Source organism: Crenobacter intestini, from assembly GCF_004919095.1.
Taxonomy (GTDB): Bacteria; Pseudomonadota; Gammaproteobacteria; order Burkholderiales; family Chromobacteriaceae; genus Craterilacuibacter; species Craterilacuibacter intestini.
Window position 1 is genome coordinate 25,232 of the sequence record NZ_STGJ01000003.1, and the last position, 21,857, is coordinate 47,088.

Here is a 21,857-nt window from a genome sequence, read left to right on the forward strand (position 1 = left end):
ACGCCGGCGGCCGGGTGTTCAGGTCGGGAAGGTTTCCCGGATCAGCTTCTCGACGGCTGCCTGGTCCCACGCTTGCTGCGAGACCTTCAGGTAGGCGACACGTTCCTCGGGCACGACGACAGCTTCGCGCACCCCGCTTTGTGCCGCAAGTTTCTGCGACAGCTTTTGTGCGTCGCCCTGCCAGCCGTTGCCGATACGCAGCATCACCGTGCGTACCGCCATCGGCGGGCGCATCGACGAGGCCAGCACCAGCCACAGCGCCATCAGGATACCGGTGAAGGCGAATACCCCCGCCGCGCCGTAGCGGCCGTACAGCCAGCCGCCGGCGGCGGCGCCGACGAAGAGGCCGAAGGACTGGGCGGTATTATACACGCCGATCGCCGTGCCCTTGGCGTCGGCCGGCGCGATCTTGGAAATCAGCGAGGGCAGCGTCGCCTCGAGGATGTTGAAGGCGATGAAGTAGAGGCCGAGCCAGAGCACGATCTGCCAGAAGGTGTCGAGCGTGGCGGCCATGCCCAGCTGGGCGACGGTCATCAGGCCGACGGCGCCGACGAATACCTGCTTGAGCTTGTGCTTTTTCTCGCCGTAGATGATCGCCGGCACCATCAGCACGAAGCCGACCACCACCACTGGCAGGTACACCTGCCAGTGGTGCGCCTTGTCGAGGTGGGCGGTGGCGGTCAGCGCGAAGGGCAGGGCGACGAACATCGCCATCTGCGCGGCGTGCAGCGCGAAGATGCCGAAATTCAGGCGGGCGAGCTGGCCGTCCTTGAGCACCGGCAGCAGGCGTGCCGGCTTTGCCTCGGCGTCGGCATGAAAGCGCGAGCGGGCAGGGTCGGGGATCAGCCGCCACACGCCGACCAGCGCCATCAGCGTGAGCACGCCGGTGAGCGTGAAGATGCCGGACACGCCGATCACGCTGGCGAGCAGGGGGCCGAGCACCAGCGACACGGCGAAGGTGGTGCCGATGCTCATGCCTATCATCGCCATCGCGCGGGTGCGCACTTCCTCGCGGGTCAGGTCGGCCAGCAGCGCGGTGATCGCGGCCGAGATCGCGCCGGCGCCCTGGATCACCCGGCCGATGGTCAGCCAGACAAGGTCGGTCGCGCCGGCGGCGACAAAGCTGCCCGCGGCAAACAGCAAGAGGCCGCCGTAGATGACCTTCTTGCGGCCGATGCGGTCGGAGAGCATGCCCAGCGGCAGCTGCAGCAACGCCTGGGTCAGCCCGTAGCTGCCCAGCGCGAAGCCGATCCACGCGGCGTTGTCGCCGCCGGGCAGGGTGTGCGCGTAAAGCGCGAACACGGGCAGGATCAGAAACATGCCCAGCATCCTGAGGGCGTAGACGCCCGCCAGGCCTAGGCTTGCGCGCAATTCCAGAGAATTCATGGTATGACGGTGGTTCCGGGGGACGGTATCCGGGCGGCCGGCTTGGCTGGAGCCCGACTCGGTAAGTCGGGTATATTATCAGGTTCACCGATTCATTGTGGGTAAGGCATGGACAATATCCGCATCCGCGGCGCGCGCACGCACAACCTTAAAAACGTCGACCTCGACCTGCCCCGGCACCGGCTGATCGTGATCACCGGCCTGTCCGGCTCCGGCAAGAGCTCGCTGGCGTTCGATACCCTGTACGCCGAGGGGCAGCGCCGCTACGTCGAGAGCCTGTCCGCCTACGCCCGCCAGTTCCTGCAATTGATGGAAAAGCCGGACGTCGACCTGATCGAGGGCCTGTCGCCGGCGATCTCGATCGAGCAGAAGGCCACCAGCCACAACCCGCGCTCGACCGTCGGCACCGTCACCGAGATCCACGACTACCTGCGCCTCCTGTACGCGCGGGTCGGCGAGCCGTACTGCCCGGACCACCATGTGCCGCTCGCCTCGCAGACGGTCAGCCAGATGGTCGACCATGTGCTCGCGCTGCCGGCCGAGACCAAGGTGATGGTGCTCGCGCCGGTGATCGTCGGGCGCAAGGGCGAGAACGTCGACCTGTTTGACGAGTTGCGTGCGCAGGGCTTCGTGCGCGTGCGCGTCGACGGCGAGGTGCACGAGATCGACGCGGTGCCCAAGCTCGACAAGAACAAGAAGCACACCGTCGAGGTGGTGGTCGACCGCCTGAAGGTGCGTGCCGACGCGAAGCAGCGGCTGGCCGAGAGCTTCGAGACCGCGCTGCGCCACGCCGATGGGCGCGCGATCGCGGTGGAAATGGACAGCGGCCAGGAGCACTGGTTCTCGGCCAAGTTCGCGTGCCCGGTGTGCAGCTACAGCCTGCCCGAGCTCGAGCCGCGGCTGTTCTCGTTCAACAACCCGATGGGCGCGTGCCCGAAGTGTGACGGACTGGGCGAGATCACCTTCTTCGACCCCAAGCGGGTGGTCGCCCACCCCGAGTTGAGCCTCGCGGCCGGCGCGATCAAGGGCTGGGACAGGCGCAACCAGTTCTACTTCCAGATGCTGCAGAACCTGGCGACCCATTACGATTTCGACATCGACACCCCGTTCGAGGAGTTGCCGCAAAAGGTGCGCCACGTGGTGCTGCACGGCTCGGGGCGCGAGGCGATCGCGTTCAGCTACCTGTCGGAGAAGGGCACCCGCTTCTCGCGCGAGCACCCGTTCGAGGGCATCCTGCCCAACCTCGAGCGCCGCTACCGCGAGACCGACTCGTCCGCGGTGCGCGAGGAGCTGGCCAAGTACCAGAACAACCAGGCCTGCCCGAGCTGCCACGGCTCGCGCCTCAGGCTGGAGGCGCGCAACGTGCTGGTCGGCGGCCGCCCGCTCTACGAGATCAACACCCTGTCGCTGAAGGACGCGTCGTCGTTCTTCGCGGGTCTGGTGTTCGAGGGCCAGCGCCAGCAGGTCGCCGACAAGATCGTCAAGGAGATCCGCGAGCGCCTGTCCTTCCTCAACAACGTCGGCCTCGACTATCTGTGCCTCGCGCGCTCGGCGGACACCCTGTCCGGCGGCGAGGCGCAGCGCATCCGGCTGGCCAGCCAGATCGGCTCGGGGCTGACCGGCGTGATGTACGTGCTCGACGAGCCGTCGATCGGCCTGCACCAGCGCGACAACGACCGCCTGCTCTCGACGCTGATGCGCCTGCGCGACCTGGGCAACAGCGTGATCGTCGTCGAGCACGACGAGGACGCGATCCGCGCGGCCGACTACCTGGTCGACATGGGGCCGGGCGCCGGCGAGCACGGCGGCGAGGTGCTGGTGGCCGGCACGCCGGCCGAGGTCGCCGCCTGCGAAGGCTCGGTGACCGGCGCCTACCTGTCCGGGCGGCGGCGCATCGGCGTGCCGCATGCGCGGCGGGTGCCTGATCCTGCGCGCATGCTCGAGCTGATCGGCGCGACCGGCAACAACCTGAAGGACGTGACGCTCAGCCTGCCGCTGGGGATGATGGTGTGCGTGACCGGCGTCTCCGGCTCGGGCAAGAGCACGCTGATCAACGACACGCTCTACAAGCTCGCCGCGCGCGAGCTGAACCGCGCGGGCGAAGAGCCGTCTCCCTACCGCGAGGTGAAGGGGCTGGAGCAGCTCGACAAGGTGATCAACGTCGACCAGAGCCCGATCGGGCGCACGCCGCGCTCGAACCCGGCAACCTATACCGGTCTCTTCACGCCGATCCGCGAGCTCTTCTCCGGCGTGCCGCTGTCGCGCGAGCGCGGCTACGGCCCGGGCCGCTTCAGCTTCAACGTAAAGGGCGGCCGCTGCGAGGCGTGCCAGGGCGACGGCATGATCAAGGTCGAGATGCACTTCCTGCCCGACATCTACGTGCCGTGCGATGTCTGTCACGGTAAGCGCTACAACCGCGAGACGCTGGAGGTGCAGTACAAGGGCCGCAACATCACCGAAGTGCTCGAGATGACGGTCGAGCAGGCGTTCGAGTTCTTCTCGGCGGTGCCATCGATCGCGCGCAAGCTCTCGACGCTGATGGACGTCGGCCTCGGCTACATCCGGTTGGGGCAGAGCGCGACCACGCTGTCCGGCGGCGAGGCGCAGCGGGTCAAGCTCGCGCTCGAACTGTCCAAGCGCGACACCGGCCGCACGCTGTACATCCTCGACGAGCCGACCACCGGCCTGCACTTCCACGACATCGACCTCTTGCTCAAGGTGCTGACCCGCCTGCGCGAAAACGGCAATACCGTGGTGGTGATCGAGCACAACCTCGACGTGATCAAGACCGCCGACTGGCTGGTCGACCTAGGGCCGGAGGGTGGTGCCGGCGGCGGCACCATCCTCGCCGAGGGCTCGCCCGAGGCGGTGGCCGCCAACCCCGCGAGCCATACCGGCCGCTACCTCGCGCCGCTGTTGCAGGAAAAACAATAAGCGGTTTCGGTTGGCCGGGTTTTGTCACTAGAATAAGTCTAAAGTCATAAGACGGTGCGTGACGTGCCGTTACAAGGGGCAGACATGTTGAACCTGGGCAAGATCGACCATATCCACGTCAGGGTGGATAACCTGACGCAAGCGCTGGGCTGGTACCAGCGCGTGCTCGGGCTGGGGCCGGACGCGCGTTTTCGCAAGACCAACGGCACGACCATGCTGGCCAACGCCTCCGGTTCGATCCGCCTCGCGCTTGCCGAGCACGCCGCGCCCGAATGCCCGCCCGGGTCGGTGTCGTTTGTCGTCGGCGGGCAGGACTTCATGGAGTGGCTGGACCAGCTCGCCGGCGAGCGGGTGAAGGACGCCAAGGGCGAGACCATCGCCCGCGACTCGGTCGAGGATCACGGCAGTTACCTGTCGGTCGCCTTCGTCGACCCCTTCGGCAACCCGTACGAGATCGTCAGCTACGACTACACCTGGCTGACCGGCAAGCTCAAGATCGGCAAGGCGCGCAGCATCGCCGGCTGAGCAGGCTGGTCGCGACAAAAAAGGGCAGCCCTCGGGCTGCCCTTTGTCTTGTGTGCTTCTGTCAGAGGATGATGCCGCCGCCCAGACAGATATCGCCGTCGTACAGCACGGCCGACTGGCCGGGGGTCACCGCCCATTGCGGCTCGGCGAAGGTCAGCGTCGCGCGGCCGTCCGCCACGGCGGACAGCGTGCAAGGCGCGTCCGGCATCCGGTAGCGGTTCTTCGCGCTGTACGCGCCGGGGGCGGGCGCTGCGTCCAGCGTCCAGCTCAGTTGCGACATCTCGAGCACCGGCTTGAGCAGCAGCGGGTGGTCGTGCCCCTGCACGACGACCAGCCGGTTGGCCGGCAAATCCTTGCCGGCGACGAACCACGGCTCGCCGCTACCGTCCTTGGCGCCGCCGATGTTCAGTCCCTTGCGCTGGCCGAGCGTGTAGTACATCAGCCCGATATGTTCGCCGACGACCTTGCCCTCGGGGGTGACCATCTCGCCCGGCTGCGTCGGCAGGTAGCGTTGCAGGAACTCGCGGAATGGCCGCTCGCCGATAAAGCAGATGCCGGTCGAATCCTTCTTCTTGGCGGTCGGCAGTTTCGCTTCCTCGGCCAGCCGGCGCACCTCGCTCTTGCGGATATCGCCCAGAGGGAAGATCGCGCGCGAGAGCTGCGACTGGGTCAGCCGGTACAGGAAGTAGCTCTGGTCCTTGGTTTCGTCCAGACCCTTCATCAGGTAGTGGACGCCGCCTTGCTCGAGCTTTCTCGCGTAGTGGCCGGTCGCGATGCAGTCGGCGCCGAGCGACATCGCGTAGTCGAGGAAGGCCTTGAACTTGATCTCGGCGTTGCACAACACGTCCGGGTTCGGCGTGCGGCCGGCCGAGTATTCGTCGAGGAAGTACTTGAACACGCGGTCCTTGTACTCGCCGGCGAAGTTGACGATTTCCATGTCGATGCCGACTATGTCGGCGACGCTCAAGGCGTCGAGCGCGTCCTGCTTGATCGAGCAGTACTGGTCGTCGTTGTCGTCTTCCCAGTTCTGCATGAACACGCCGATCACCTCATGCCCCTGCTGCTTGAGCAGCCAGGCGGTGACCGACGAGTCGACGCCGCCGGACATGCCGACGACGATGCGTTTTTTTCCCGTCACGGGGTATAGCCCTTCTTCCACTGTTGATACGGTAAGACCACCGGCTTGTGGCCGAAGTCGAAAAACCAGCTGTCGACGATCCACGCCTCGCCGCTTTGGGCATCGGTCAGGCGGCTCGCGTAGTGCAAATCGACGATCCACGGCGCGCGCCACGCCGGTTTTTCGACGCGGTGGTGACGCAACCAGCCTTGCCCTGCAAGGTAGCGCATGAACGTCGTGTCGTTCTCGCTGTGGTCGACGCAATCCATGCGGCCGTCCGCGCTGCCGTCGCCGAAGTTGCCGCCCTTGTCCGCGCTGATCGGCGCGTGGGCGGCCGCCTCGCGATAGAGTTCGACGATGGCGTCGGCGATCGCTTTGCGCTCGGCGTTCGCGTGGCCGACGTCCGAAAAAATTTCGGCGAGCCGCGCGCGGCCCGCCTCGCTCACCTCAAACGACACCTGTTTGCTGCAGCCGTAATGATAACAAAGCCTTAGCTCATTTGTGAATTCCGTCGCATTGACAAATATGGATGTTGTTGCGAAAAACCCAATAAACACAAGGCTTTGCGCGGTTTTTGCAGAATGTCTATGGCATGATGACTTTGACACACATGGACCTTTTTGCTTACATTCTGCTTACAAAGTGCTTACATGAAAACCGGCCATGGAGGTGGTCATGTCAACCAAGGCCAACGTGAACCTAACGATACCACGCATTGAAAAATTCAAGTGCGAGCCGGGCAAGGCGCAAGCCTTCCTGTGGGACGCAGAAGTGAAGGGGCTTGGCGTACGTGCGACACCCTCCGGCAGCAAGGCGTTCATCTTCCAGAGCCGCGTGAACGGCTCATGCTGCCGTGTCGTGATTGGCGATGTGAAAGCGTGGCGCCTGGACGTACCTGCCGGCTGCGGCGAGCCCAGCGCGCGCAAGGAAGCGCGACGCTTGCAGACGCTGTGCGACCAAGGCATCGACCCGCGCGAGCAAAAAGCGGCCAAGAAGCAGGAGGCCGAGCAGCGCAAGATAGCCGCCATGCGCGAATCCGTCACCGTGGGGGAATTGTGGCCACGCTACATGGTGTCGAATCCGACGTGGCGCCCCCGCACCATCGAAGCGATGGAGAAGGCCGCGCTAGCCCCCGGACTCACACGACAGCGTGGCGGCAAGCCTCGCACGCCGGGCGCGTTATACGCGCTGTTTGACGTCCCCCTGCGCGAGTTGGATGCCGCCAAGCTGGAAGAGTGGCTGCAGCAGGAATCGGCCATTCGTCCGGCAGCTGCCCGGCTGGCGTTTCGTTTCCTGCGAGGCTTTGCGAGCTGGTGTGAAGAGCAGGACGACACTAAGGGGCTTGTCGACATTCTGGCGTTCGGCATGAACCGTGTGCGCAAGCATGTCGCCAAGGCGAAGGTGCGGCACGACTGCCTGCAGCGCGAGATGCTGGCCGCGTGGTTCAAGGCCATCCGGCAATGCCCGAACGTGACCGCGTCCGCCTTCCTGCAAACGTTGCTGCTCACCGGGGCACGCAAGGAGGAAATCGCCCGCCTGCGCTGGGAGCACATTTCGTTTGAGTGGCGCTACATCCACATCGTACAGGACAAGACCAGCGAAGACGGGCGTTTCGTGCCGCTGCCACCCTACCTGTGCGCGCTGCTGCAATCGCTGCCGCGCATCAACGGCTTCGTGTTCGCCAGCAAGCAATCCAGTACCGGGCGGATTAGGGACGCGCGTGCGCGCATGCAGGAGGCCATCCAGATGGCCGGACTGCCGCATGTGACCATCCACGGCTTGCGCCGCAGTTTTTCGGTACTGGCCGATTGGACGGAGTGTCCGGCGGGGGTGACGCGCCAGATACAGGGGCACGCCGCAGTCGGTGCGAGCGAAATAAACTACAAGCCGCGCCCGCTGGACATGCTCCGCCTATGGCACGACCGCATTGAGAAGTTCATCCTGACCGAAGCAGGCATTCAGCAGCCGGAAGCCGGGACAGCCGCGCCGGGATTGCGTGTGGTAGCTTGAGGCAATTCGCCTGTCCTGCCGAATCCATCGCGAGTTCGCGGCCGGATTTTATTGCTTTTTTTTTGGCTTCCGAAAACTTACGACCAATACTTCCTCCGTGGCCGTAGCGGTCTTTGCCCGTAGTTGCCTGTGAATAGCTTAGGCGTTACAAGCAACTGTCAGGGTGCTAGGGAATTCTTCCAAGACATACACCATTACCTGTGGCGCGGGATAATTGCTGGTGATGTGCAGTTGCGATAGCAGGCGGAAGCAGGCTCTGTATGCATAGTTAGTGCGGGAGTTAGTGCGGCTGCCTCATTAATTTATTATGTCAATTTCAGGTAAGGGTTCCTTGCAAGGAGGTGGTGATGTTCCTGTGCAATAAGCACATTACTGTAAGGATGCAGCCATGACGGCAATTGAATCGACGGGAAAGAAGGTTGAGGGAAAAATAGACGATGAACTGGTAAAGCCGGGCGAGGGGAGAGAACCCATTGTCACACTAGAGACCAATGACACGCACGCTGAGAGCGGTGAAGGGCAGGCGAAGGGGGTGAATCAGAGCGCCGCCGAACTTTTCGATGACGGTGATGCAGTTGTCTCCGGAGCTTGTCATGATGATTTGGAAGTGGTGTGTCAGTTGTGTGTTCCGCCACTTGAAATGGAAGAGTCATTCAATCTCTGGGCGTTGACCGATTGTGTGAACGATAAGCTTGAAAAGCTGAGGGGGCGAATGGCTGCCAATCTGCCGAATGAGAATGAGGCAGAGCTTGATAAAAAACTGGCGAAACTCAAATGGTGGTTGGGGCTGATAGAACAGTTGCGAAGTGGAATGTTGGTCGCCCCGGAAGAACCGGTTGATTGGGAGGTTCTTGAGTTTGCCGACGAGGCGATGGTAGATGCTGCCAAGCGCCGCCATGAAAAGCTGATTCAGTGGAGAGAGTATGGGTCGCAAGTTGCGCCGACTAGTGAAAAGGCGGAGGGTGGGCAGGTGTCTGGCGCACAACGCCATGAGGCACTTAGGAAATTACAATCAGGTAAGCGGCAACGATTCGATGCAATGAAGTCTGAGATTTTGCATGTTATTAAAGAGTCTGGCATACCAATCAGCGAAATTTGTGCGGCGAAACTTTGGAGTCTGCTTGTTGTCCGTGCCGGTAAGCCTGGTTCGTGTATCTACGACGTAAATGAAGAAGGACTTTGGGTTGATGATGAGCTTTCGCGGGGTAAAGCTGTCAAAAAAAAGGATGTGGCAAAACGGCTGGCTAGGCTAAAAAAGGTGTATAGGTAGGCTGCTAAGTACCGCTAAAGCCCGTTAAGGCCGCTAAGGCCCGCTTAGATGAAGCGGGTTTTTTTTGCGCATATTGTTCGTGCTGTATCAATAAGCGGCAATGGCCGCGTAGGGCATGCAATATGTCGACCATTAAGGAATTTGTTGCTTCCGGGCGGGAATTTGTTTTGACCGATGAGGCGGCTCCCGCAATTCTGCATAAGCCACAGACGCTGTATAAATGGGCCTGCTACGGCAATGGGCCAATCCAGCCTGTGCGCATCGGTAGACGCTTGCTTTGGCGCGTCTCCGATTTGGCAAGGCTAGTGGGGGAGGCGTAGAAATGAAAAAAGAAAACGCCCCATCCAAAAAAAATGAACAGAGCGCAGAGGTCAAAGTTAATTATAACATTGCCGACGAACAACTTCACCTGCCGGGGTTTGAATGCCCATTTGCGGAGCCGGCACTTTGGCCAAATCCGCAAACGCTGGCCTGGATGGTTTTGCAGCGCTTGCTGGCAGGCGAGGAGCTAAGACAAGACGATTTCGAGCCATCGTGGCGGCTCGCGGCAATCGTGTTTGACCTTATTGAAGCAGGCTGGGCCATGTCAAAGCGCAGAGTGAACAGTCCTGGTCGGGTACGGCCGATTGCGGCTTATCGGCTTGATTTTCAAGCCGCGCCCGTACAAGCAGCCATCAGTTTGCGTGGCGGCATGCCGGACGCCAAGGGGAGCGCATGATGACGCCCGACATCGAGCGCGCACGCAGCGCCCTGTTCGCCTGCGACCCCGGCGTCCCGCGTATCGAATGGGTGCGCCTGCTGGCCGCGGCCAAGGATGCCGGGCTGACGGTGGACGACGCCGATGAATGGAGCGTATCCGCTGCCAACTACGGTGGCCGGCGTGACGTCGAGGGCGCATGGCGTAGCATCCAGCCGGACGGCAAGGTACGCGCCGGCACGCTGTTCCATGTGGCGCGTGAGCATGGCTGGCGCGACGACGGCCAGCGCATCGAGCACGTCCGCCCGGTGCGCCCGGTGGTGGCCGAGCCAGCTCGCAAAGCGCCTGCCGTGAGCGCTGCCGAAGTGTGGGGCCGCTGCGTGCCTGCTGATGCTGGCCACGGCTACATCGTGCGCAAGGGGGGACACCCTGACGGCTTGGGCTTGTACCCGGCAAGCGCGCCGCGCCTGACCATTGCCGGGCTGAGCGTCGCCGGCTGGCTCGTTCTTCCGTGTCGTGCGCCGGGAGGAGAGTTGCAAAGCCTACAATTCATTCCGCCGCAGGCTGGAGCAAAGAAGTTGAACCTGCCCGGCGCGAGCATGGCGGGCGGGCTGCACGTCGTCGGACAACTTGGAGAGGGGCCGGCCTACCTGTGCGAAGGAATTTCAGCTGCGTGGGCAGTCTGGCAGGCGACCGGGCACGCCGCCGTGGTGTGCTTTGGCTCCGGCAACGTGCGCCGGGTGGCCGAAGCCTTGCGCCAGAAGCACGAAGGGCTGCCGCTGGTGTTGCTGCCCGACGTTGGTAAGGAGACCGAGGCTGCCGCGATTGCCGCGAGCCTGCCGGGGATTGGCTGGTGTGAACTGCCCGCCGACATGCCGAGCAATGCAGACGTTGGCGACTTTGCCGCCGAGCATGGCGCGGACGTGCTGGCCGACCTGCTGGCCGGCGTGCGCTACCCGGAACACCAGCCAGACGCACCAGAAGTGCCGGAAGCCACGCCCGCGCCGCGCTACCGCGTTACAAGCGCGCGTGACCTGCTGGCCATGCCGCCATTGCGCTGGCGCATTCACAACGTGCTGCCGTTGGAAGGTGTGGGCGCAATCTTCGGGGCATCGAGCGCTGGCAAGTCTTTCGTTGCGCTGGACATGGCGGCGTCACTGGCTGCCGGCCTGCCTGAATGGTTTGGCCACAAGGCCAAGGCGTGCGACGTGCTTTATCTGGCGCTGGAAGGCGCTGCCGGCCTGCGTAACCGCATTGCGGCATGGGAAGCGCATCACGGTCTGCCGTGCCCGTCTGGCTTGCACTTCATGCTGCTGTCTGACTTTGATTTGACCAACCGCGCCGACGTGGAAGAGCTGGTGTCGACCGTGGCCGAAGCTGTGGGGCAGGTGGGTGTGGTCATTCTCGACACGCTGGCGCAAAGCGCGCCGGGACGCGACGAGAACGCACCCGGCGATATGGGCCTGATGGTGCGCGGCCTGCAGGCGTTACAGCAACGCTTGGGCGGGCTGGTGCTGGCCGTGCATCACACCGGCAAGGACACCACGCGCGGCATGCGCGGGCATTCATCTCTGCGTGGCGCGCTGGACTGCGCGATTGAAGTGGCCCGCGATGGCGAAGCACGTAGCTGGCGCATTGAAAAAGTCAAGGATTCGGCAGACGGCGACGCGCACCCGTTCAAGCTGCGCGTAATCGAGCTTGGCAGCGACGACGAAGGTGAGCCGGTAACCTCCTGCGTCGCGTTGCCGGATGCTGCGCCGGTCACGGTACAGAGCCGCCGCAAGCTGCCGACCAAGGCCAGCCACAAGGCGGCCTTCGCCAAACTGGACGAGATGCTGAAGGCGAGCCCTTATCGCGGCCGTGGCCGTGCGCCAGCCGACAGACCCTGTATTGATTTGGGTGAGTACACGGAGGCCATCAAGCCGTTGATGGAATGCACCCGCGACAAAGACCGGGGCACCTACGCGCAGCGGGCCATTACGGCCTTGCGCGACAATAGCCTGATGGATTGCGCCGACGGTTGGGTATGGATGCTCTGAAGCGCGGCCACAAAAGCCACAAAAGGCCACTGTGGCCGGCTGTGGCAGCCACAAAAGCCACACACCCCTTTAGGGGTGTGGCTTTGTGGCCTTGCCGGAGGGAAGGAGAGATACTCAGGCCCTAGCGCCGTCCATTCCCGCCCTGGCGCGCAACGCTTCGTACAGTTGTGCTGGCCCGAGCAGGGTGTCGCGCAGGCCGTCGCGGACCCGTTCCGAGCCGAGCGCCTGGGTGCTCATCAGCGTGTGCGCGTCGAGCGCGTCCATGATGGCGTTCAGGAGCGCGTCCTTGAGGTCGGGCGAGTTGGCGAACTGCTCCTTGCTGTTGCCGGCCGCCTGCTGCACCAGCAGTTCGTTTTCCAGCAACTTGCCCTTGAGCACGCCGTTCACGTAGATGAGCTGGTCGTCGTCGGTCAGTTCGCCCTCGAACAGGCCGTTCACCTTGTCGATGATTTCTGCGAGCAGCGCGGCCTGCTTGTCCTGCACCGCGCCGCTGCCCACCCCGTCCATCGGCTTGAGCTTGTCGCCCTTGCCGAGGGCAAGCGCCTGCCGGCCTTGCTGGTGTAGCTTGTGGTGGGTGAGCACCACGCGCGACAGGTCTACGGTGTCGCGCTCGCGGCCGAAGTCCAGCAGCGGCAGCAGCCGTTTGTAGAACAGGTGGCGCTTCTCGATGTCGGTATTGCCGTAGTCGAAAATCTGGCTGAGGAAGGCGTACAGCCGCACGAAGGCGCCCATGTCGTTCTTGAACAGCAAGAGCGCATCCATCGCGTCACGGGCGGCGCGCTCGGCCTTGTCGTCGCCGGCGGCCTGCGCGGCGCGGACATCCCGCTGCGCGGCCGCGTAACGCTTGAGCAGGCGGTCGGCCACCGGCGCGATGGCGGCGGAGAGTTGCTTCTGCGTGCCCTGCGGGTCCAGTTCCACCTTCACCACGCGGTCGACTTCGTACTCGTCGTAGCAGCCGGCAGCGTCCAGCTTGGCGCGCAAATCGAACACCTGGTGCGGGTCGGTCGCCGCTTCCAGTTCGGCGGTTTCGTAATAGGTCTTGAACGCCTTGAGGATGTCCTGCGGGTCATTCACGAAGTCGAGGATGTAGGTGGTGTCCTTGCCGGGGTGGGCACGGTTCAGGCGCGACAGCGTCTGCACCGCCTGGATGCCGCCCAGCATCTTGTCGACGTACATGCCGCACAGCAGCGGCTGGTCGAAGCCGGTCTGGAACTTGTTGGCAACCAGCAGCAGGTGGTAATCGGGCTCGGCAAAGGCGTCGCGGATGTCGCGCCCCTTGAGGCCGGGGTTGAGTTCGCTGCTGGTCTCGGTCACCGGCTGCGGGTAGCTTTCCTCGTCCTCCACTTCGCCGGAGAACGCCACCAGTACGCCCAGCGGGTAGCCGCGCGCCGCGATATACGCGCGGATGGCCTTCTGCCAGCGCACCGCCTCGCGCCGGCTGCCCACCACCACCATCGCCTTGGCGCGGCCCTCAAGCAGCGGCTGTACGTTGTCGCGAAAGTGCTCGACCACGCAGGCGACCTTCTGCGCGATGTTGTAGGGGTGCAGGCGCACCCACTGCATGATGCCCTTCATGGCGGTGCTGCGCTCGACCGCCTTTTCGTCGAACTCCTCGCCATTGCTGGCGAGCTTGAACGCCAGCTTGTAGCTGGTGTAGTTCTTCAACACGTCGAGGATGAAGCCTTCCTCGATGGCCTGGCGCATCGAGTACACATGGAAGGGCTGCGGCATCCCGTCGGGTTCTGTCTTGCGGCCGAACAGCTCCAGCGTCTTGGCCTTGGGTGTGGCGGTGAACGCGATGTAGGTGAGGCCTGCCGCGCTGCTGCGCGCCTCCATCTGTGCGGCGAGCAGCGCCTCGGTGTCCACCTCGCCGCCGTCCTGCAGTGCCGCCCATTCCTCGGCCGACAGCAGCTGCTTCAGCTTGGCCGCCGCCTCGCCGGTCTGCGAGCTGTGCGCCTCGTCGGCAATCACCGCGAAGCGCTTGCCCTCGGTCGCCGCCAGTTCCTGTACCGCCTGCAGGGCGAACGGGAAGGTCTGGATGGTGCAGACGATGATTTTCTTGCCGTCCTTCAGCGCCTGGGAGAGCTGCTGGCTCTTGCTGCCGTGCTCGCCGGTAATGGTGGCCACCACGCCGGTGGTGCGCTCGAAGTCGAAGATGGCCTCCTGCAACTGCGCGTCCAGCACGTTGCGGTCGCTGACCACCAGCACGCTGTCGAACAACTTGCGGTGCTCGGCGTCGTGCAGGTCGGCCAGGAAGTGCGCGCTCCAGGCGATGGAGTTGGTCTTGCCTGAACCTGCCGAGTGCTGAATCAGGTAACGCTGGCCGGGGCCGTTCTCCAGCACGTCGGCCACCAGCGCGCGGGTGGCGGCAAGCTGGTGGTAGCGCGGGAAAATCACGCCCTTCAGCTGCTTCTTGTCGTCGCGCTTGCCAATCAGGTAGCGGTGCAGGATGTCGAGCCAGCTCTCGCGCGCCCACACTTCTTCCCACAGGTAGGCCGTCGCGAAGCCGTCGGGGCTTGGCGGGTTGCCGGCCGCGCCGTGGTTGCCGCGGTTGAACGGCAGGAAGCGGGTCGCCGCGCCCTCCAGCTTGGTGCTCATCCGCACTTCCGACTGGCTCACCGCAAAATGCACCAGCGCGCCGCCGGGGAAGGCCAGCAGCGGTTCGGCCACGCCGCCCTTGGGGTGGGGCACGCGGTCGAAGCGGTACTGGTCCACCGCGTCGTCCACGCTCTGCGTAAAGTCGGATTTCAGCTCGGCGGTGGCCACCGCCACGCCGTTGAGGAACAGCACCAGGTCGAGTGCGTCCTGCGGCGCATTGGGCGAGTGGCGCACCTGGCGCACCACGCGCAGCCGGTTGGCGGCGTAGGCAGCGAGGGTGGCCTCGTTCATCGCCAGCGCCGGCTTGAACTGGGCAAGGCGCAAGGGTCCGCTCAGTCCCAGCATCTCGACACCCCGGCGCAGCACGTCCAGCGTGCCGCGCTCGTTGAGATTTTTCCTTACCCGCTCGGCCAACACCTTTGGCAACTGCGCGCCGTGCGTCTTGGCCAGACGCTGGTAGCTTTCGCTCTGCGTTGCTTCCAGCCACGCGAGCAGGTCCGGCAGAAACAGGCCGCTATCGCGGTCGAACAGGGCAGCGTCGCCCTCGGCGTAGGCCCAGCCATGCTTGCCAAGGTGGGCGCAGATTTCGGCTTCAAAATGGTGTTCGCGGTGCAGGTGCATGGGGCTATTCCAAAAGCGCGGGGTGTTCGGTGGTGAGGTAACGGCGGGTCAGGGCCAGCAGCTTGGCCGCCTCGTCGAGGCAAGTGGCCAGCGCCGCATCCGACACCGGGTCGCCTTCGTAATCGTTGACGTTGCGCTGCTTGCGCAGGGCGTCCAGCACGATGACCGTGGCCGGGGGCACGCCCATCGTCTTGGGCAGGGTCTGGATGGCGGTCTGGTGGTGACCGGGCTGGCTGGTCGAGGTGCGGTAGCCGTTGGCCCACAGGGCGACCATCGCGCATTGCAGGATGGTCTTGTACGCCGCGTCGAAACGGTTGTCGTTGCTCAGCGCGGTCACGCCGGCGTCGGTCAGGTTGCGCGCCGCCGCGTGCAGCAGCTTGTTGATGCCGCCTTTGTCCGGCGCCTGGCGTACCAGCTTGTGGATGGCCAGCAGGTTATCCAGCGTCATTCAGTTCTCCCCATAGCGGCAAGGTGGGCTTGGACAGGATGTCGCGTACGAAGTGGTCGTCGTTGGCCTGCCGGGTGCGCCATTCGGCGGGCGAATACACCACCGGGTTGATGTCGCGCCCCAGCGTCTCCTGGCAGGGGTAAAGCGCGGCCACCACTTCGGCAAAACCGGCGTGCCCGACCACCAGCACGTCCACGTCGGAGCGGGCGGTTTCCTCGCCGCGGGCAACCGAGCCGAATACCAGCGCCAACTCAATCTGTGCGGACAGCGGCGCCAGTGCCGAGCGCAACGCATCGGCCACCCCCGACGTCTTGCGGAACAGGCCGGCCAGCTCGGCAAACACCGGGCAGCTGCGGTTGGCCTGGTACAGCACCTGGTTGCCGCGCGTCGACCGGATGAGCAAGCCCGCCTCGGCCAGCCGGGCAAGCTCGCGGTGCAGCGAGCCGGCGTGGCTGCCGGTCAAGCGGGCCAGTTCGCGTACATGCAGCGCCTCATCGGGGTGCAGCAGCAGCCAGCCCAGCACGCGCTGGCGCTGCCCGCCGAACAGGGTGTCGAGCAGGTTCATGTCAAAGCCGTTTTGGTTACGAATGAAGCCATTATTGCTACGATTCGGGCGGAGCGGTGGTGATTCATTCAGAACCTCACCTGCAACACCCGCTCGGCGCAGCCAGCGCACAGGTCGCGGCCAAACATATGCCCGCGCAGGTGCCGCTCTCCGCACTCGGCGCAGACGCCGAAATAGCGGCGCGAGCGCAGCAGCTTGGCGCGGGCGGCGTCCACCGTGGCCGGTTCGGCAGGCAGGGGTAGGCGGGTGACGGTGACCCACCTTGTTGCCGGCTCATGCGGGTGCGGCCAGCTCACCTGCGCCACCTCCACCAGCACGGCGCCGTCTGCCTCACGCGCGCGGGTGGCCGTCTGCAACAGCGCGGCGTCGGTCGGGGTGGGTGGGCTGGCATTGCGCATGCTTACTTGGCTGCGTACTTGAATTCCCAGACGCCGCCGACCAGTGGGTTGTCGACGCCCCTGCCGCGGGTGCTGACCAACTCGCCAAAGTCTACCGGTTCGAAACGCACTTCAATGCACTTGCCGAGTTCTGCATCGCTCTTGGCCAGCCAGTCCTGCATTTCCTGCGCGCGTTGGGCTGCGGTGTCCGCGGAGTGATGGCCGATGGCGACCAGGAAGTTTTTCTCCATGCGGTGGCCGTTCGGCGCCTTGGCGCAGAGCATCGCCAAGCGCAAGGCATCGCTGCGCAGGGCCGGCGCGGCCAGAGTCCGTTTCATCTCGACAATGTGTTTGACCTTTTTGCTGCGCTTGCTGCGGAATACCAGGTCGACGCGGCCGTTGCCGCGATACGCCTCATCAAGGTCGTCCAAAGCGAAGCCGATGTCTTTGGCCAAGTCGCTCAACTGGTCTTCCAGCGAGAAGGTGTAGGTCTCGAAGGCGTCGTAGACATGCTCGGCAATCAGCACGTTCATGTAGTACTCGGGCACATCGTTCAGGCTCTTGCCGATTCGCTGGTCTGCCTTGGTGGCCGCGTTGTGCAGGGCTTTGGCCAGTTCTTTGCGTAGCGTCTTCATCTCTTCAAAAAGTTTGCAAGGGGGTGAAAGGGGGCTGCAAGCGGCGGTTAGCCGCACTCAACCTTCCGCATAGCTGCGCTCCAACAGCGGCTTGGCCCGTTCGAGGTCGGCCGGGGTGCGCAGGCACAGTTCGACGTCGCCGGTGCCCCAGTGGCCAACCTGGCTGACGTCGCGCATGAAAGTGTCGTCCGGGTCGAAGCTCAGGCTGGCCGGGTCGAGTTTGAGCGTCACCAGCAGGCGGGTGGGGTAGACAGCCACACAGGCGAAGTTCTTCAGCCGGCGGAACGCGGTGTACAGCTTGAGCAGCTTCTCCTGCACATCGTCACCCATGCCCAACAGGCAAGCGCGGGTGTCGTCGTACAGTGTGCGGATGTCGGGGGTGGCCAGTTCAAGCTGCTCGGCCAGCGACTTGTCCTTGCCAGCTGCCTTGGGCTTGGCCGGCGCGTCGGCGCTGGTGTCGGTCTCGTTCGGTGTCGCCTGGCCATCGGTCGTCGGTACCGGCGCGACGCTTTGCGCGTTGACGAGTTCGAGCAGCAGCAGGTCGTCGCCGAACAGCCGGTAGCGCAGCAGCTCGATATTGCGCGGAATCTGCTGTACCGCGTACTGGTCGTAGCGGGTAAAGTCGGCGGCGATGCATAACAGGCGGGTGCCCGACCACTCGATTTGCTGGGCGGCCTCGGCACCGAGCTTTTCCAGCACCAGCCAGCGGAACTCGGCCTGATGGTCGAGCAGCCAGTCGAGGTAGAACAGCCCCTGGTTGATGACGTTCTCGTTGACGCGGCACTTGTACTCGACAATCACCGGGCAGCCGTTCTCGTCCAGCCCCAGTGAGTCGATGCGGCCGCGGTGCGTCTTGCCTGTCGCGTATTCGGAGGCGAGAAAGCGCACGCCGAGCAACACCTCCATCTGCGCCTCAATCAGCTGCTGCAGCGCCTTCTCGACCTGCGCCGAACGCCCCGGCAGCTCGGCCGCCTGCCCGTCCTGGATGCGGAACAGCTGGATGTCGCTCATGCGGCCTCCTGTGGTGCATCGACCAGACCGCGTACGTCAATCTGGCCGGTGACGACTGCGGCGATGAGGGCGGCGCGGCGTTCTTTGAGGAGTTCGATAGCTTGTTGAGCTTCTTCTCCGAGAGCGTCAAGCCGGGTTGCTTCCGAGTTTAGAAAATTCCCAATAGCAATTTGCTCGTTAATCGGTGGGATAGGAAGCCAGACCGCTTTGAGTGACTCTCGATTGATTTTTGGCATGGCAACACGTTCGGACTCTAAAACTGCCAGTGCCGAAAATTGCTCGGAAAGGATGAACCAAAGCAAGAAGGTATTTGAAAGATTTTCATTGCCTCGCAAGGGATACATGTCCGCGCTGCACAAACAATCAGAGGGAGCGATGCAGGCTTTTCTTAGGCCGGGGCGGATTTTGCTGTAAATAACATCGCCACCACGGCACAGGTATTTACCGCTCTGTGCAGCCTGCTCTTGTGCAGTCTCAACGTACAACAGACGACCTGAGGCAGATTCAACGTGATTTGGTGCAATGAGCACCATCGAACTGTATTCATCTGACTCAGGGTCGACCTGCCCCTCTTGCACATAAACGCATCGTTGGAATGTCATCACCTCCCAATGCGCCGGCACCTGCCCCAGCCACTCGACACCGGAGTCCTTCATCGGCGCGGCGGGGTTGAGGCCGCGGGTGACGGCGTGGGAGATGGTGGCCTGGCGCTTCTCGGCCAGCAGGACGATGAGCTTTTCCTGCTCGGCAATCAGTGCGTCGATTTTGGCGGTTTCGCGGTCGAGGAATTCGGCGATGGCGGCCTGCTCCGCAACGGGTGGGAAGATAGCTGTCTCGTTGAAGTACCGTTCTTGGTCAAGATTTTGAATGCCTGATGTTTGATTTGTGCAGCGAGTGTTCAGCCCTGCTGCGTATGTAGCGGCAAATGCGTAATTCCAAAATCCCGAAACAAGGTGTTCCTTCAATTGAAGGCGGGCAACAAAATTCGAACAAACGGCGGCGTTTTCCGACTGATAAAGGACAACCTGGCCAACTGGCTTTAAGTCGCCACCACCAGATTTTTCTAGGAGTAGGTCGCCTTTTTTTAAAAGTCGGCCGATGCGCTCCTTGTCAGTAACTGAACGGAGTGTGGGTACATCTTCATTGACGACGAGTCGGATTCGGTCGAAATCGGCAACGCGGACGCAGGGGATGTCTGATTCGTCGCCCTTGGGTTCATCTCCCCATATGCCGTTCTTGCACGACTGGACCGCTGCCTTTAGACGGTCGACCTTCCAATGACTGGGTACAGACCCCAACCACTCCACCCCGCTGTCCTTGTATTCCGGATACTTGGGCAAACTCATTCCGCCAACTCCCCGAGCATGGCCATGATGCGGGCGGAGACGGCCTTCAGTTCTTCGTCGATGGCGGCGAGGCTGCGCGGCGGCTCGAACACGTAGAAGTTGCGGTTGAACGGGATTTCGTAGCCGACCTTGGTCTTGTCGGAGTCTATCCACGCGTCCGGCGCGTGCGGCAGCACCTCGCGCTTGAAGTAGGCGTCGATGTCGTCCTTCAGCGGCACGTTCTCGGTGTCGCGCAGGCTGCTGTCGGGCTGCGGCTTGCCTTTCTGCTTGCCGCGGGTGCCGACCACGATTTGCCCGGCCTCGTCGCGCTGCGGGCGCTCGATGGTGAGGGTGGTGTAGCCGAAGTCTGCGTTGTCGAAGATGCGGGCAATCGGCACCCGTTTCAGGCGGCCGCCCTCCGGCGCCACCGGCTGTGGGTCGGTGCTGGTGATAAGCTGCGGCTCGCCCTGCGGTTGGCCTGCGGCGTCGAGCACGGTGACCATTTCCGCCTCGGTGAAGTCGCCGAACAGGCGGGTGACGGTGGCGATGTGCTCGTCGCCCATTTCCTTGCGCTTGCTGCCCAGGCTCTTCCTCATCTTCTGCCAGAAGCTGCCGGCATCGATGAGCTGGACCTGGCCCGCGCGGTCGGCCGGCTTCTTGTTGGACAGCACCCAGACGTAGGTGGCGATGCCGGTGTTGTAGAACATGTCGGTCGGCAGGCCGATGATGGCCTCGACCAGGTCGTTCTCCAGCACGTAGCGGCGGATTTCGCTCTCCCCGCTGCCAGCACCGCCGGTAAACAGGGGCGAGCCGTTGAGCACGATGCCGAAGCGGCAGCCGCCCTCGCTGGCCGGGCGCATCTTGCTGATGAGGTGCATCAGGAACAGCATCGAGCCGTCGGAGACGCGCGGCAGGCCGGGGCCGAAGCGGCCGTCGAAGCCCTTTCGCTCGTGCTCGTCGCGCACCGCCTTCTCGACCTTCTTCCACTCGACGCCGAACGGCGGGTTGGACAGCATGTAGTCGAACTTGCGCGCGCCGTGACCGTCGTCGGAGAGCGTGTTGCCGGCGACGATGTTGCCGACGTCCTGCCCTTTGATAAGCATGTCCGCCTTGCAGATGGCGTAGGACTCGTCGTTCAGTTCCTGGCCGAACAGGGTGAGGCGCGCCTGCGGGTTGTGCTCGGCGAGGAATTCGCCGGCCACCGACAACATGCCGCCGGTGCCCGCCGTCGGGTCGTACAGCGTGCGCACCACCGCGTTGCCGGCGGTCAGCACGTCGTCGTCCTCGATGAACAGCAGGTTGACCATCAGGCGGATGACTTCGCGCGGGGTGAAGTGTTCCCCCGCCGTCTCGTTGGAGATTTCGGCGAACTTGCGGATGAGCTCTTCAAAGACCAGGCCCATGGAGGCGTTGTCGACCACCTCGGGGTGGAGGTCGATGTTGGCGAACTTCTCGGTCACGAGATACAGCAGGCCCGCCTTGGCCAGACGTTCGACCTGGGTGAAGAAGTCGAAGCGCTCGAAGATGTCGCGCGCGGCGGGCGAGAAGCTCTGGATGTAGGCGTACAGGTTTTCGCGGATATGGTCCTGGTCGCCCAGCAGCTTGGAGAGGTCGAGCGGCGAGGTGTTGTAGAAGCTCTGGCCAGCCTTGCGTAGCAGGAAAGGCTCGGGGTTGATGCCGGCGTCGCTACGCAGCTGGAACTCGGCGAGCACCGCCGGCTTGGTGTCAGCGAGCACGCAGTCGAGGCGGCGCAGGACGGTGAACGGCAGGATGACTTTGCCGTATTCGCTTTGCTTGTAGTCGCCGCGCAAGAGGTCGGCGACCGACCAGATAAAGGCGGACAGTGCGGAGGGATTCATCAGATTTTCCAAAACGCGGGCCAGCACGCGGCGATAAGCGCACGCACCGACCGATGCCAAAAGTATGGGGTCGATTGTAAGCGGGGCGGCGGCGCGCTGGCTATGCGCTGGCGCAAATGGAGGGCGGGTGGGGTGGTGGGTGTGGCGTGCGCGCGCGAGACGGGCGGGCAGGAGTGGGGAGCGGCTGCTATGCGTACTGGATGGCATCTCGGCATTGCGGGGCCGGCCTGCCCTCGCCACCCCCTCGCGGGAACGGGACGGTGCGCAAAATGATGGTGTGGGTGCTACCTGTTTTTCAGGGGCCGGACAGCCAGCCTGCGGAGACCGAGCTGCGGCACGGAGCGGCGTCGGCAGCCGCTTACATGGACTGACTCTGCTTACAAACTGCTTACATTTCGTTTTGGCCTAGCCTGCAAGCCTTTTTATGGAAGGACATAGTG

General features: G+C 63.7%; 17 protein-coding genes. 6 read left to right on the top strand and 11 right to left on the bottom strand.

Annotated features, from left to right (window positions below):
- Positions 1 to 18 precede the first annotated feature (18 nt).
- The gene (locus tag E5K04_RS04050) at positions 19 to 1,386 is read right to left on the bottom strand and encodes an MFS transporter (protein ID WP_136551629.1); all 1,368 of its coding nucleotides are present in this window, start codon (positions 1,384 to 1,386) and stop codon (positions 19 to 21) included.
- Positions 1,387 to 1,494: 108 nt separating this feature from the next.
- Between E5K04_RS04050 and uvrA the strand changes: the two genes are divergently transcribed.
- Complete coding sequence (gene uvrA / locus E5K04_RS04055) at positions 1,495 to 4,320, top strand: excinuclease ABC subunit UvrA (RefSeq protein ID WP_136551630.1); 2,826 nt, start codon at positions 1,495 to 1,497, stop codon at positions 4,318 to 4,320.
- Between the two features lie 84 nt (positions 4,321 to 4,404).
- On the top strand, positions 4,405 to 4,845 hold the full coding sequence (locus E5K04_RS04060; protein ID WP_136551631.1) for a VOC family protein: 441 nt from the start codon (positions 4,405 to 4,407) through the stop codon (positions 4,843 to 4,845).
- Between the two features lie 61 nt (positions 4,846 to 4,906).
- Here the strand turns inward: E5K04_RS04060 and mnmA are convergent, their stop codons facing one another.
- Both mnmA and E5K04_RS04070 read right to left on the bottom strand, forming a co-directional pair.
- Entirely contained in the window at positions 4,907 to 5,983 is a 1,077-nt protein-coding gene (gene mnmA / locus E5K04_RS04065) for a tRNA 2-thiouridine(34) synthase MnmA (RefSeq protein WP_136551632.1), read from the bottom strand.
- Positions 5,980 to 6,420 carry a hypothetical protein gene (locus E5K04_RS04070; protein WP_235844257.1) on the bottom strand — a complete coding sequence of 147 codons (441 nt, stop codon included), beginning with the start codon at positions 6,418 to 6,420 and terminating at the stop codon, positions 5,980 to 5,982. Before E5K04_RS04070 ends, mnmA begins: the two co-directional genes overlap by 4 nt.
- A gap of 217 nt (positions 6,421 to 6,637) precedes the next feature.
- Here E5K04_RS04070 and E5K04_RS04075 point away from each other — a divergent pair, with 217 nt between their 5' ends.
- From E5K04_RS04075 to E5K04_RS04095, 4 genes are all read left to right on the top strand, one after another.
- The gene (locus E5K04_RS04075) at positions 6,638 to 7,972 is read left to right on the top strand and encodes a tyrosine-type recombinase/integrase (RefSeq protein WP_168929151.1); all 1,335 of its coding nucleotides are present in this window, start codon (positions 6,638 to 6,640) and stop codon (positions 7,970 to 7,972) included.
- A 388-nt stretch (positions 7,973 to 8,360) separates the two neighbouring features.
- Positions 8,361 to 9,242 (top strand): hypothetical protein, encoded by an 882-nt coding sequence (locus E5K04_RS04080; RefSeq protein ID WP_136551634.1) that lies wholly within the window; start codon positions 8,361 to 8,363, stop codon positions 9,240 to 9,242.
- 322 nt (positions 9,243 to 9,564) lie between these two features.
- A complete protein-coding gene (locus tag E5K04_RS04090; protein WP_136551636.1) occupies positions 9,565 to 9,960 on the top strand; it encodes a hypothetical protein in 396 nt (131 codons plus the stop codon).
- Positions 9,957 to 11,978 carry an AAA family ATPase gene (locus E5K04_RS04095; protein ID WP_136551637.1) on the top strand — a complete coding sequence of 674 codons (2,022 nt, stop codon included), beginning with the start codon at positions 9,957 to 9,959 and terminating at the stop codon, positions 11,976 to 11,978. The genes E5K04_RS04090 and E5K04_RS04095 overlap by 4 nt, the downstream gene beginning before the upstream one ends.
- A 114-nt stretch (positions 11,979 to 12,092) precedes the next feature.
- Here E5K04_RS04095 and E5K04_RS04100 read toward each other — a convergent pair whose 3' ends face one another.
- From E5K04_RS04100 to E5K04_RS04135, 8 genes are all read right to left on the bottom strand, one after another.
- A complete protein-coding gene (locus E5K04_RS04100; protein ID WP_136551638.1) occupies positions 12,093 to 15,197 on the bottom strand; it encodes a type I restriction endonuclease subunit R in 3,105 nt (1,034 codons plus the stop codon).
- Between the two features lie 4 nt (positions 15,198 to 15,201).
- Complete coding sequence (locus E5K04_RS04105; protein WP_136551639.1) at positions 15,202 to 15,645, bottom strand: DNA-binding protein; 444 nt, start codon at positions 15,643 to 15,645, stop codon at positions 15,202 to 15,204.
- Positions 15,632 to 16,210: a MarR family transcriptional regulator gene (locus tag E5K04_RS04110; RefSeq protein WP_136551640.1), complete on the bottom strand. Its 579-nt coding sequence runs from the start codon at positions 16,208 to 16,210 to the stop codon at positions 15,632 to 15,634. Before E5K04_RS04110 ends, E5K04_RS04105 begins: the two co-directional genes overlap by 14 nt.
- A gap of 68 nt (positions 16,211 to 16,278) precedes the next feature.
- Positions 16,279 to 16,608, bottom strand: a complete 330-nt coding sequence (locus E5K04_RS04115; RefSeq protein WP_136551641.1) for a hypothetical protein — start codon at positions 16,606 to 16,608, stop codon at positions 16,279 to 16,281.
- Positions 16,609 to 16,610: 2 nt separating this feature from the next.
- A complete protein-coding gene (locus E5K04_RS04120) occupies positions 16,611 to 17,222 on the bottom strand; it encodes a hypothetical protein (RefSeq protein WP_136551642.1) in 612 nt (203 codons plus the stop codon).
- Between the two features lie 57 nt (positions 17,223 to 17,279).
- Complete coding sequence (locus E5K04_RS04125) at positions 17,280 to 18,233, bottom strand: DUF5655 domain-containing protein (protein WP_136551643.1); 954 nt, start codon at positions 18,231 to 18,233, stop codon at positions 17,280 to 17,282.
- Complete coding sequence (locus E5K04_RS04130) at positions 18,230 to 19,579, bottom strand: restriction endonuclease subunit S (protein ID WP_136551644.1); 1,350 nt, start codon at positions 19,577 to 19,579, stop codon at positions 18,230 to 18,232. Before E5K04_RS04130 ends, E5K04_RS04125 begins: the two co-directional genes overlap by 4 nt.
- Positions 19,576 to 21,417, bottom strand: coding sequence for a type I restriction-modification system subunit M (locus E5K04_RS04135; protein WP_136551645.1), 1,842 nt, complete (start codon positions 21,415 to 21,417; stop codon positions 19,576 to 19,578). Before E5K04_RS04135 ends, E5K04_RS04130 begins: the two co-directional genes overlap by 4 nt.
- Positions 21,418 to 21,857 lie beyond the last annotated feature (440 nt).